15 protein-coding genes are annotated in these 11,212 nt (G+C 59.1%); all 15 read left to right on the top strand.

Features of this window, described 5'->3' with window-relative positions:
• The first annotated feature begins 1 nt into the window (after position 1).
• Entirely contained in the window at positions 2-772 is a 771-nt protein-coding gene (locus E6W33_RS20915) for an AAA family ATPase (RefSeq protein WP_136419265.1), read from the top strand.
• A 13-nt stretch (positions 773-785) separates the two neighbouring features.
• Complete coding sequence (locus E6W33_RS20920) at positions 786-1,673, top strand: ParB/RepB/Spo0J family partition protein (protein ID WP_136419266.1); 888 nt, start codon at positions 786-788, stop codon at positions 1,671-1,673.
• 113 nt (positions 1,674-1,786) lie between these two features.
• Positions 1,787-2,338, top strand: a complete 552-nt coding sequence (locus tag E6W33_RS20925; protein ID WP_136419267.1) for an alpha/beta hydrolase — start codon at positions 1,787-1,789, stop codon at positions 2,336-2,338.
• 163 nt (positions 2,339-2,501) lie between these two features.
• On the top strand, positions 2,502-2,840 hold the full coding sequence (locus E6W33_RS20930; protein WP_136419268.1) for an ATP synthase subunit I: 339 nt from the start codon (positions 2,502-2,504) through the stop codon (positions 2,838-2,840).
• 1 nt (position 2,841) lies between these two features.
• The gene (gene atpB / locus E6W33_RS20935) at positions 2,842-3,669 is read left to right on the top strand and encodes a F0F1 ATP synthase subunit A (RefSeq protein WP_136419269.1); all 828 of its coding nucleotides are present in this window, start codon (positions 2,842-2,844) and stop codon (positions 3,667-3,669) included.
• Positions 3,670-3,747: 78 nt separating this feature from the next.
• Positions 3,748-3,993 (top strand): F0F1 ATP synthase subunit C, encoded by a 246-nt coding sequence (gene atpE / locus E6W33_RS20940; protein ID WP_088710626.1) that lies wholly within the window; start codon positions 3,748-3,750, stop codon positions 3,991-3,993.
• 74 nt (positions 3,994-4,067) lie between these two features.
• Positions 4,068-4,538, top strand: coding sequence for a F0F1 ATP synthase subunit B (locus tag E6W33_RS20945; protein ID WP_136419270.1), 471 nt, complete (start codon positions 4,068-4,070; stop codon positions 4,536-4,538).
• A gap of 2 nt (positions 4,539-4,540) precedes the next feature.
• Positions 4,541-5,074 carry a F0F1 ATP synthase subunit delta gene (locus E6W33_RS20950; protein ID WP_136419271.1) on the top strand — a complete coding sequence of 178 codons (534 nt, stop codon included), beginning with the start codon at positions 4,541-4,543 and terminating at the stop codon, positions 5,072-5,074.
• 60 nt (positions 5,075-5,134) lie between these two features.
• On the top strand, positions 5,135-6,670 hold the full coding sequence (gene atpA, locus E6W33_RS20955; protein WP_136419272.1) for a F0F1 ATP synthase subunit alpha: 1,536 nt from the start codon (positions 5,135-5,137) through the stop codon (positions 6,668-6,670).
• A gap of 27 nt (positions 6,671-6,697) precedes the next feature.
• Complete coding sequence (atpG, locus tag E6W33_RS20960) at positions 6,698-7,567, top strand: F0F1 ATP synthase subunit gamma (protein WP_136419273.1); 870 nt, start codon at positions 6,698-6,700, stop codon at positions 7,565-7,567.
• A 33-nt stretch (positions 7,568-7,600) separates the two neighbouring features.
• Positions 7,601-9,001 (top strand): F0F1 ATP synthase subunit beta, encoded by a 1,401-nt coding sequence (atpD, locus tag E6W33_RS20965; protein ID WP_136419274.1) that lies wholly within the window; start codon positions 7,601-7,603, stop codon positions 8,999-9,001.
• 111 nt (positions 9,002-9,112) lie between these two features.
• Positions 9,113-9,535, top strand: coding sequence for a F0F1 ATP synthase subunit epsilon (locus E6W33_RS20970; RefSeq protein WP_136419275.1), 423 nt, complete (start codon positions 9,113-9,115; stop codon positions 9,533-9,535).
• Between the two features lie 66 nt (positions 9,536-9,601).
• The gene (locus tag E6W33_RS20975; protein WP_136419276.1) at positions 9,602-10,033 is read left to right on the top strand and encodes a CoA-binding protein; all 432 of its coding nucleotides are present in this window, start codon (positions 9,602-9,604) and stop codon (positions 10,031-10,033) included.
• A 32-nt stretch (positions 10,034-10,065) separates the two neighbouring features.
• Positions 10,066-10,803: an SGNH/GDSL hydrolase family protein gene (locus E6W33_RS20980; protein WP_136419277.1), complete on the top strand. Its 738-nt coding sequence runs from the start codon at positions 10,066-10,068 to the stop codon at positions 10,801-10,803.
• Positions 10,804-11,066: 263 nt separating this feature from the next.
• Positions 11,067-11,212: uroporphyrinogen decarboxylase family protein (locus E6W33_RS20985; protein ID WP_282183688.1), on the top strand; the 146-nt coding region annotated here is incomplete at its 3' end.

An 11,212-nucleotide genomic window follows, 5' to 3' on the forward strand; every position in this document is an offset into this window, starting at 1 on the left:
TATGGCCAAAATCTTCTGCGTCGCCAACCAGAAAGGCGGCGTCGGCAAAACCACCACCGCTGTCAATCTCGCCGCCGGTCTGGCACAACTCGATCAACGCGTGCTGCTGGTCGACCTCGACCCGCAAGGCAACGCTACCATGGGCGCCGGCATCAACAAGTCCGAACTCACGGCTTCCGTCTACGAAGTGCTGCTCGGCCTGTCCGACATTCAGACCGCGCGCAAACATTCCGAGACGGGCAAGTTCGATGTGCTGCCCGCGAATCGCGAACTGGCCGGCGCAGAAGTCGAAATGGTCGAACTCGAAAACCGTGAGAAGCGCCTCAAGGATGCCATCGCCCTGGTCGATGCCGACTACGATTTCGTGTTGATCGACTGCCCGCCGGCCTTGTCGATGCTGACCCTGAACGGCCTGTGCGCCGCGCACGGCGTGATCATCCCCATGCAATGCGAATACTATGCACTGGAAGGCCTGTCCGACCTTGTCAACACGATCAAGAAGGTGCATGCCAAGCTCAATACCGACCTGAAGATCATCGGCCTGCTGCGCGTCATGTTCGACCCGCGCATGACGCTGTCGCAGCAGGTTTCCGCGCAACTCGAACAGCACTTCGGCGACAAGGTGTTCAAGACCATCATCCCGCGCAACGTACGCCTGGCCGAAGCGCCGTCCTACGGCATGCCCGGCGTGTCCTTCGATCCCGCCTCGAAAGGCGCACAAGCCTATATCGCCTTCGGCGCCGAAATGGTCCAACGCATCAAATCACTGTAAGCGCTCACAGAACATGGTCACGAAAAAATCCAAAGGGCTCGGTCGCGGTCTCGACGCATTGCTTGGCGGCTCGTCCGACATCACCGAAGCGGTGCCCAACGTCGCGGGCGCGCCCTCGACCTTGAATGTTGCGCAATTGCAAGCCGGCAAGTACCAACCGCGCACGCGCATGGACGAGGGTGCATTGAACGAGCTTGCCGCGTCGATCAAGGCGCAGGGCTTGATGCAACCCATCCTGGTGCGGCCGGTTGCGCATAACGGCAGCGACAGATACGAGATCATCGCCGGCGAGCGACGTTTTCGCGCGGCACAGATCGCCGGCCTGAACGAAGTACCGGTGCTGGTCAAGGACGTCGACGACCAGGCCGCGGCGGCAATGGCACTGATCGAAAACATTCAGCGCGAAGATCTCAACCCTCTGGAAGAAGCGCAGGGCATCCATCGCCTGATCACCGATTTCGATTTCACCCACGAACAGGCGGCCGGCGCGGTCGGCCGCTCGCGCAGCGCGGTGTCCAATCTGCTGCGCCTGCTCAATCTCGCCAAGCCGGTGCAAACCATGCTCATGGCCGGCGACATCGACATGGGCCATGCCCGGGCCTTGCTCTCGGTCGACGCCGCAACGCAGATCACGCTCGCCAACCAGATCGTCGCCAAACGCATGTCAGTGCGCGAAGCGGAAAAGCTCGTCGCCAAAACCACGACCGAACAAGCCGCCGCGAACAAGCCGCGCTCCGCGAAAGAAAAGTCGCGCGACATCGCACGCCTGGAAGAAGAGTTGTCGGACGCCCTGGCCACGCAGGTGCTGATCAAGGTCGGTGCAAAAAACAAAGGGCAGCTCATCATCGATTTCGCTGATCTCGATGCGCTCGACGATCTGATCGCGAAACTGCGCGCCTGACATCGGCGCCGGCGCAACGGCGTATTCCCGCGTTGTACGAAAACAATTACCTCGCTGGTAATTGGCATGCTGCCAGCCGCTCACTAAGCTACTCTCAAGCTCATTACCTAACCATGCACACTCTGCTCATCCTGCCCGGCCTGTACAACTCCGACGCCGGGCATTGGCAAACACGATGGGAAGCGATGCTTCCCAACGCACGACGCGTGCAGCAGCAAGACTGGAATGCGCCGAAGCGAGAGGACTGGCTTGCGGTGCTGGACGCGGCAATCCGCTCAAGCGACGGTCCTGTGTTCCTGATCGCGCACAGCCTCGGATGCGCGTTGACCGCCTGGTGGTCCGTCCAATGTCGGGACCAGCCGCATGCGTCCAAAGTGAAGGGTGCCTTGCTTGTTGCGCCGCCGGATGTCGAACGTGCCGATTTTCCCGACTTCGTCGCGGGCTTTGCACCGATGCCGCGCACGGCTTTGCCGTTCCGGACGATAGTCGCCGCATCCTCGAACGATCCGTGGTGCGCGTTATCAAAAGCACAAAACTGGGCGGCCGACTGGGGTGCCCGCTTTCACGACATCGGTCCGCGCGGGCATATCAATGCTGACAGCGGACTCGGCACATGGACCGAAGGCAGGGCCTGGCTGGAGGAGCTGCAGTCTTGTCAATCGTAGTTTTACCGTAGCGTTCTCGCGGGAGTGCGCGCCAGCAAAGGTTTGACGGTGACTGTGGAAAACACTTATAATCCCGTGGTTTCACAAAACGCACCACCTTGGAACACCGCGGCCCGTAGCCGAGCCCTTCGAGGCTCGACGGATTGCATGACTTCGGACCGATATGCTACGCATTGTCCTGCTGCAATTGTCGACTACGGTCATCACCGGACTGATTGCCGGTGTGCTTGGCGGGAGACACGCGCTAATATCTGCGCTCCTTGGTGGCTTGTGCTGTGTGGTGCCAAACGGTTTGTTTGCCTTGCGTTTGTTCATTAACGCGCGCAAGCCGGGTGCTGTCAATCCGATGACGTTTTTCATCGGCGAATTTATCAAGATTGCATTGACGATCGCGCTATTGGGCGCGGTGGTCTGGCTGTACCGCGATTTGAACTGGCTGGCGCTGATCGCCGCTTTCATCGTGGCGCTGAAAAGTTACATCATCTTATTATTTAGGCACTGACATGTCATCTCCAGCGAGCGAAGTAGCAGAACACGCACCCACTGCGTCCGAATACATCGTCCATCACCTCGGACACCTCTCCACCCATCACCAGGAAAAGATTGTCGATTTTTCGATCATCAACATGGACACCATCTTCTGGTCGCTTGCGGCCGGCGTGTTTGGCTGTCTGCTGATGTGGATGGCTGCTCGCCGTGCCACCTCCGGCGTACCGGGACGCTTCCAGGCTTTCGTCGAAATGGTCGTCGAAATGGTGGAAGACCAGTCCAAGTCCATCGTCCACGGTGACCGTACCTTCATCGCCCCGCTGGCACTGACCGTGTTCGTCTGGGTCGCCCTGATGAACTCGCTCGACTTCCTGCCGGTGGATCTATTTTCGAGCATCTTCCGCCTGATCGGCATTGATATTCATCACCGCGTGGTGCCGACCGCCGACCTGAACGGCACGCTCGGCATGGCGCTCGGCGTCCTGGCCGTGGTGATCTATTACAACCTCAAGATCAAGGGCGTCGGCGGGTGGCTGCACGAGTGGCTGGCTGCGCCGTTCGGCATCTACATGGCACCGTTCAACGTGCTGCTGAACCTGATCGAATACCTTGCGCGCACCATTTCCCTCGGCATGCGACTTTTCGGCAACATGTACGCAGGCGAACTGCTGTTCCTGCTGATCGCATTGCTGGGTTCGATGGCGACCGCGTTCGGCTTCATCGGCCACGTGATCGCCGGCTCGATGTGGGCCATCTTCCACATCCTGATCGTTTTCCTGCAAGCCTTCATTTTCATGATGCTGACCCTGGTGTACATCGGCCAGGCGCACGAGGCTCACTAAAGAATCGAAAGATAGTAGTACGCAAAGAAGTTTGTTTTTGTATTTTGTTTTTAACCTTAACTTATTGAAGGAATTCTCATGACTGACATCTCTTTTGTTGCTTTGGCTTGCGGCTTGATCATCGGCCTGGGTGCAATCGGCGCGTGTATCGGTATCGCAATCATGGGTGGCAAATACCTGGAAGCATCGGCACGTCAGCCTGAATTGATGAACACCCTGCAAACCAAGATGTTCCTGCTGGCTGGTCTGATCGACGCGGCGTTCCTGATCGGTGTCGGTATCGCCATGCTGTTCGCGTTCGCAAACCCGTTCATCGCGAAGTAATTAGCCTATAGCTGATTTCCAGCAGCCGGACCGGTAACCGGTTCGGCTCTCGTTATTCTGAGAAGGAAAATACCGTGAACTTAAATGCAACTTTGTTTGCGCAGTTCGTGGTCTTCTTCGTCCTCGCGTGGTTCACGATGAAATTCGTGTGGCCGCCGCTGATGAAGGCGCTCGACGAACGCGCCGAGAAGATCGCGAATGGTCTGGCTGCCGCCGACCGGGGCAAAGCAGAAATGGCTGCCGCAGAAAAGCGCGCGCAGGCTGAACTCGCTACCGCCCGCGACGAAGGTCAGAAGCGCATCGGCGATGCCGAAAAGCGTGCCCAGGCGATTATCGAAGAAGCCAAGAAAGCTGCATCCGAAGAAGCTGCGCGCATTGTCGCCGCCGCCAAAGCCGATGCAGACCAGCAAGTAACTCGTGCACGTGACGAACTGCGTGCCCAGGTCGCGAGTCTCGCGGTCAAGGGCGCCGAGCAGATTCTGAAGCGTGAGGTGAATGCAGCGGCGCATGCCGATCTGCTGAGCCAACTGAAGAACGAGCTGTAATCATGGCCGAACTCGCAACGATTGCTCGTCCTTACGCAGAAGCACTGTTCCGTGTAGCCAAGTCCGGCAATCTCGCCGCCTGGTCCGACCTCGTGTCGGAAATGGCGGTCGTTGCCAGTCATCCCGACGTGAAGGCATTTGCCGGCAATCCGAAGCATTCGGATCAGCAAGTGGTCGAAACGTTCCTGTCGCTATTGAAGTCCAATGTCAGTCCCGAAGCGAAAAACTTCATCGGCATGCTGGTCGAAAATGGCCGCCTGACGTTGTTGCCGGAAATCGGTACGCAATTCCACGCGTTGAAAAACGCCGCGGAAGGCGCCGCCGATGCGGAAATCACGAGCGCGTTCGAGTTGACCGACGCCCAAGTGAAGGACCTGGTAGCGACCCTGGAAAAGAAATTCGGCCGCAAGCTCAAGCCGTCGGTGACCGTGGACAATTCATTGATCGGTGGCGTGCGCGTGACAGTTGGCGACGAAGTGCTCGACACCTCCGTACGCGCCAAGCTGCAGAAGATGTATACAGCCCTCGCGTCGTGATTGCCGGCTCATTGATGGCCCAAGCGCTAGCGTAAGAGATACAAAATTTTAGGAGTTAACATGCAACTCAACCCGTCTGAAATCAGCGAACTGATCAAGAGCCGGATCCAAGGCCTTGGCGAAACCGCTGAGATTCGCAATCAAGGCACGGTGATTTCCGTGACCGACGGTATCTGCCGCATCCATGGTCTTTCCGACGCCATGCAAGGCGAGATGCTGGAATTCCCGGGCAACACTTATGGCCTCGCACTGAACCTCGAGCGCGACTCCGTCGGCGCCGTTATTCTGGGCGAGTACGAGCACATTTCCGAAGGCGATACCGTCAAGTGCACGGGCCGCATCCTGGAGGTGCCGATCGGTCCGGAACTGAAGGGCCGCGTGGTCAACGCACTGGGTCAGCCGATCGACGGCAAGGGCCCGATCAACACCAAGCTGACCGCTCCGATCGAGAAGATCGCTCCGGGCGTTATCGCACGTCAGTCCGTGTCCCAGCCGATGCAAACCGGCCTGAAGGCAATTGACTCGATGGTGCCGATCGGCCGTGGCCAGCGCGAGCTGATCATCGGCGACCGCCAAACCGGTAAGTCTGCTGTCGCGGTTGATACCATCATCAACCAAAAAGGCCAGGACATGACGTGTATCTACGTCGCGATCGGCCAGAAGGCATCGACCGTCAAGAACATCGTGCGCGCGCTGGAACAGCATGGCGCGATGGAATACACCATCGTCGTTGCCGCCAACGCTTCCGAATCCGCCGCGATGCAATACGTGTCGGCCTACTCCGGTTGCGCAATGGGCGAATACTTCCGCGATCGTGGTCAAGACGCACTGATCATTTATGACGATCTGTCCAAGCAGGCGGTTGCATACCGTCAGGTTTCGCTGCTGCTGCGCCGTCCGCCGGGCCGCGAAGCGTATCCGGGCGACGTGTTCTACCTGCACTCCCGTCTGCTCGAGCGTGCCGCTCGCGTGAACCCCGACTACGTCGAGAAGTTCACCAACGGTGAAGTCAAGGGCAAGACCGGCTCGCTGACCGCACTGCCGATCATCGAAACCCAGGCAGGTGACGTTTCCGCGTTCGTTCCGACCAACGTGATTTCGATTACCGACGGCCAGATCTTCCTGGAAACCTCGCTGTTCAACGCCGGTATCCGTCCTGCGATTAACGCCGGTATTTCCGTGTCGCGCGTCGGTGGTGCAGCCCAGACCAAAGTCATCAAGGGCCTGTCCGGCGGTATCCGTACCGACCTGGCACAGTACCGTGAGCTGGCCGCGTTCGCGCAGTTCGCATCGGATCTGGACGAAGCCACCCGCAAGCAGCTCGACCGCGGCGCACGCGTGACCGAATTGCTGAAGCAGCCGCAGTACTCGCCGCTGCCGATCTCGCTGATGGCCGTGTCGCTGTTCGCCGTGAACAAGGGCTACCTGGACGACGTCGATGTGAAGAAGGTGCTGGCATTTGAATCGGGCCTGCACAACTTCATGAAGACCAGCCATGGCGCTCTCCTGCAGAAGATTGAAGATAGCAAGGCACTCGACAAGGATGGCGAAGCAGCACTGGCCGCCGCGATCGCCGACTTCAAGAAAACCTTCTGATCACTGGAGCTAAAGGAGTAATTACTCATGGCTGCAGGCAAAGAGATACGCGGCAAGATCAAGAGCGTCGAAAACACGAAGAAGATCACCAAGGCGATGGAAATGGTCGCCGCATCCAAAATGCGCAAGGCGCAGGATCGGATGCGCGCGGCCCGTCCCTACAGTGACAAGATTCGTAATATCGCCGCTCACTTGTCGCAAGCCAATCCGGAGTACACGCATCCGTTCCTGGTCAAGCAGGACGCAGCGAAGAAGGTGGGCATCATCGTTGTCACGACCGACAAGGGTCTGTGCGGCGGCATGAACACCAACGTGCTGCGTCAGGTGACCAACAAGGTGCGCGAACTCGAAGGTCAAGGCATCAAGACCGAAGCAGTCGCAATCGGTAACAAAGGTCTCGGTTTCCTGAACCGCATCGGTGCCAAAGTCGTGTCGCAAGCCATCCAGCTCGGCGATACGCCGCACCTGGACAAGCTGATCGGCCCGGTCAAGGTGCTGCTCGACGAATACCAGGAAGGCAGGCTCGACGCGGTTTACCTGTTCTATACCAAGTTCATCAACACGATGAAGCAGGAACCAATGATGGATCAGTTGCTGCCGTTGTCGTCGGAACGCATGGAGGCTGACAAGAACTCCCACTCGTGGGATTACCTCTATGAGCCGGATGCACAAAGCGTGATCGACGAACTGTTGGTACGTTATGTCGAAGCACTGATTTATCAGTCCGTTGCGGAAAACATGGCGTCCGAGCAATCGGCGCGCATGGTCGCGATGAAGGCGGCGTCCGACAACGCAGGCAATGTGATCGGCGAGCTGAAACTGGTTTACAACAAGACCCGTCAAGCTGCGATTACCAAGGAACTGTCCGAGATCGTCGCCGGTGCGGCTGCGGTTTAACTAGAAGAATTTATTTATATTGAAGGAACGAAAATGGCTGAAGGCAAAATCGTTCAGTGTATCGGCGCCGTGGTGGACGTGGAGTTCCCGCGTAATGCTATGCCCAAGGTGTACGATGCCTTGAAAATGGAAGGCTCCGCGCTGACCCTGGAAGTGCAGCAGCAGCTTGGCGACGGCATTGTCCGTACCATTGCGCTGGGCTCTTCCGACGGTCTGCGTCGTGGCATGGTGATCCAGAACACCGGCGCACCGATCTCGGTGCCGGTTGGTCCGGCAACTCTGGGCCGCATCATGGACGTGCTGGGTAACCCGATCGACGAGCGCGGTCCGGTGTCATCCGAGCGTACCGCTTCGATCCACCGCAAGGCTCCTGCCTACGACGAACTGTCGCCGTCGCAGGAATTGCTGGAAACCGGCATCAAGGTTATCGACCTGGTTTGCCCGTTCGCCAAGGGCGGTAAGGTCGGTCTGTTCGGCGGTGCAGGTGTGGGCAAGACCGTGAACATGATGGAACTGATCAACAACATCGCAAAGGCGCACTCGGGTCTGTCCGTGTTTGCCGGTGTGGGTGAGCGTACTCGTGAGGGTAACGACTTCTACCACGAAATGGCGGATTCGAAGGTCGTTGACCTCGACAACCTGGCCAATTCGAAGGTAGCGATGGTGTACGGCCAGATGAACGAACCGCCGGGCAACCGTCTGCGCGTGGCACTGACCGGTCTGACGATTGCGGAATCCTTCCGTGACGAGGGCCGTGACGTTCTGTTCTTCGTCGACAACATCTACCGTTACACGCTGGCCGGTACCGAAGTGTCCGCGCTGCTGGGCCGTATGCCTTCCGCCGTGGGTTACCAGCCGACGCTGGCCGAGGAAATGGGCCGTCTGCAAGAGCGTATTACCTCGACCAAGACCGGTTCGATTACGTCGATCCAGGCCGTGTATGTGCCAGCCGACGACTTGACCGATCCGTCCCCGGCAACCACCTTTGCGCACTTGGACTCCACCGTCGTGTTGTCGCGTGACATCGCCGCTCTGGGTATTTACCCCGCAGTTGATCCGCTCGACTCCACGTCGCGTCAGCTCGACCCGAACGTCGTGGGTGCGGAGCACTACGAGACGGCACGCGCCGTTCAGGGCACGCTGCAGCGCTACAAGGAACTGCGCGACATTATCGCGATTCTGGGCATGGACGAACTCGCACCGGAAGACAAGCTGGTCGTGGCACGCGCTCGCAAGATGCAGCGTTTCCTGTCGCAGCCGTTCCACGTCGCTGAAGTGTTTACCGGCTCGCCGGGCAAGTACGTTTCGCTGAAGGACACGATCAAGGGCTTCAAGATGATCGCCAGCGGCGAACTCGATCACCTGCCGGAGCAAGCGTTCTACATGGTCGGCACGATCGAGGAAGCAATCGAAAAAGCCAAGAAGATCCAGTAATCGGGAGCGCGCAATGCGCGCCAGCCCGGATACCGGAGCGCTACGGTATCTGACTGGTGCACAGGGGCGCGCAAACGGTCTGTTCTTCAGACGAACAAAAAAGGTTCTAACATGGCACACACTATTCACGTAGACGTCGTCTCCGCCGAAGAAGAAATCTTCGCCGGCGAAGCCGAATTCGTCGCGTTGCCGGGCGAAGCGGGCGAGCTGGGCATCTATCCGATGCACACGCCGTTGATTACGCGCATTCGTCCGGGTGCGGTGCGCATCAAGGTGCCGGGTCGCGCGGACGAGGAATTCGTCTTCGTCGCCGGCGGCATCCTCGAAGTGCAACCGAACAACGTCACCGTGCTGGCCGATACTGCTATCCGCGGTCACGACCTGGACGAGGCGAAGGCAAACGAAGCGAAGAAACTGGCGGAGGAAGCACTGGCGAATCGCGAATCGGAAATCGATTACGCGAAGGCACAGGCGGAACTGGCTGCCGCCGTCGCTCAGTTGGCGGCAATTCAGAAGCTGCGTCAAAAACGCTAATGATGTTGGCAGTAGAATGAAAAGGCAGCTTCGGCTGCCTTTTTTATTTCCAGAAGCAGGATTTCCATGGACCAAAACGAAGACTTCATTCCGGCACTTCTCGCGGCCAGCCACACCATCGCCGTCGTCGGCTTGTCCTCGCATGAGGACCGGCCGAGCTACGAAGTGGCGCACTACATGCAATCGCACGGCTATCGGATCGTCCCGGTCAATCCGACGTATGCGGGCACTCACATTCTCGGGGAGTATTGCTATTCAAGCTTGCACGATGCTGCCGCCGCAGTCGAGAAGGAGGGGGGGCGGATCGATATCGTCGATTGTTTCCGCAAGTCGGAGCACATCATGCCGGTCGTCGACGACGCGATTGCCATCAAGGCGCCATGCGTCTGGATGCAGCTCGGCGTGATCAACCAGGCTGCCGCCGACAAGGCCGAGGTCGCCGGACTGAAAGTGGTGATGGACAAATGCATCAAGGTCGAACACAACCTTAATCACTAACGCCGCGCCAACGCCGATATTGTCGATATTCCATGCGCCGCTTTCTGCCTGAATTGATCGCCTTGCCTTTGCTGCCTTTCCTGATTGCGCAGGGCCGGCATACACGCAAGGTGACTCCGCGTCTGCCGGAAGCGGCCGGGCCGACGGCCGGGGTCGCGGGGCCTGCGCATTCCGGCGCACTGCTGTCTTTGTTGACCGTTGGCGAATCCCCCATCGCCGGGGTCGGCGTGGATTCCCATGAGCAGGCGATCACGGGCCAGCTCGCCGATGCCTTGGCGCAGCGACTGCATCGTCCTGTCGCATGGCGCGCCTGCGGGAAAAACGGCTTGACCGCGCGGGAGGCGCTCGCACAGCTCGTTCCGGAGATCCCGGTGGAAGCGGTCGATGTGGCACTGGTCGCCTTCGGTGTGAACGACACCACGGCATTTCGCCCGCTGTCGTCCTGGCTGCGAGATCTGGGCAATGTGCTCACGGCAGTCCAGGCGCGATGCTCGCCGCAGTGCGTGATTGTCTCCGGCGTTCCTCCGATGGCCCATTTTCCGGCACTGCCGCAGCCCCTGCGCTGGGTGATGGGCCTGAAGGCGCAAACGCTTGACGGCGCGGCACGCGAACTCGCGCATGCCTTGCCACACGCGCTGTATGTGCCGCTGCTGCTCGATACACGGGACAGAAGCATGATGGCGTCCGACGGTTACCATCCATCCGAGAAGGGCTGCAAGGCCTGGGCGGAGCTGCTGGCGGACGCCTATCTGTCCCGTTGCAATTCCTGATCGAGGGCCGGTTGGGGGGCAGAGCTTAGGCTGTCACGATTGTTCTGTTTCTTCATTGCGCAGGGCGAACTGCGATGGCCGCAATGCCAGCCCATTCTTTCCGCCGGGCAGCCCGACATTTTCCGGTGCCGATCTTGCCGGCGATGACCGGAAGCGGAACTCGATGGCATTGCCAAACGGAAAATTTATGGCGTTCATCTCCGCAACCGGTTTCATCGGAAGCATCGCATCGGCGATAATGAGCGCTTAACGAAAGCCAATCCATGTCATCCAAATTCGCCCCCCTGAAGAACGACACCTTCCTGCGCGCCCTGCTGCGCCAGCCGACCGACTACACGCCGCTGTGGCTCATGCGCCAGGCAGGACGCTACCTGCCCGAATACTGCGCCACGCGCAAGCGCGCCGGCTC

This window comes from Herbaspirillum sp. ST 5-3, assembly GCF_004804275.1.
Taxonomy (GTDB): Bacteria; Pseudomonadota; Gammaproteobacteria; order Burkholderiales; family Burkholderiaceae_D; genus Noviherbaspirillum.

Coding starts and splice junctions, on each gene's coding strand:
- E6W33_RS20915 (WP_136419265.1), top strand. CDS start 2: ATGGCCAAAATCTTCTGCGTCGCCAACCAGAAAGGCGGCGTCGGCAAA.
- E6W33_RS20920 (WP_136419266.1), top strand. CDS start 786: ATGGTCACGAAAAAATCCAAAGGGCTCGGTCGCGGTCTCGACGCATTG.
- E6W33_RS20925 (WP_136419267.1), top strand. CDS start 1,787: ATGCACACTCTGCTCATCCTGCCCGGCCTGTACAACTCCGACGCCGGG.
- E6W33_RS20930 (WP_136419268.1), top strand. CDS start 2,502: ATGCTACGCATTGTCCTGCTGCAATTGTCGACTACGGTCATCACCGGA.
- atpB (WP_136419269.1), top strand. CDS start 2,842: ATGTCATCTCCAGCGAGCGAAGTAGCAGAACACGCACCCACTGCGTCC.
- atpE (WP_088710626.1), top strand. CDS start 3,748: ATGACTGACATCTCTTTTGTTGCTTTGGCTTGCGGCTTGATCATCGGC.
- E6W33_RS20950 (WP_136419271.1), top strand. CDS start 4,541: ATGGCCGAACTCGCAACGATTGCTCGTCCTTACGCAGAAGCACTGTTC.
- atpA (WP_136419272.1), top strand. CDS start 5,135: ATGCAACTCAACCCGTCTGAAATCAGCGAACTGATCAAGAGCCGGATC.
- atpG (WP_136419273.1), top strand. CDS start 6,698: ATGGCTGCAGGCAAAGAGATACGCGGCAAGATCAAGAGCGTCGAAAAC.
- atpD (WP_136419274.1), top strand. CDS start 7,601: ATGGCTGAAGGCAAAATCGTTCAGTGTATCGGCGCCGTGGTGGACGTG.
- E6W33_RS20970 (WP_136419275.1), top strand. CDS start 9,113: ATGGCACACACTATTCACGTAGACGTCGTCTCCGCCGAAGAAGAAATC.
- E6W33_RS20975 (WP_136419276.1), top strand. CDS start 9,602: ATGGACCAAAACGAAGACTTCATTCCGGCACTTCTCGCGGCCAGCCAC.
- E6W33_RS20980 (WP_136419277.1), top strand. CDS start 10,066: ATGCGCCGCTTTCTGCCTGAATTGATCGCCTTGCCTTTGCTGCCTTTC.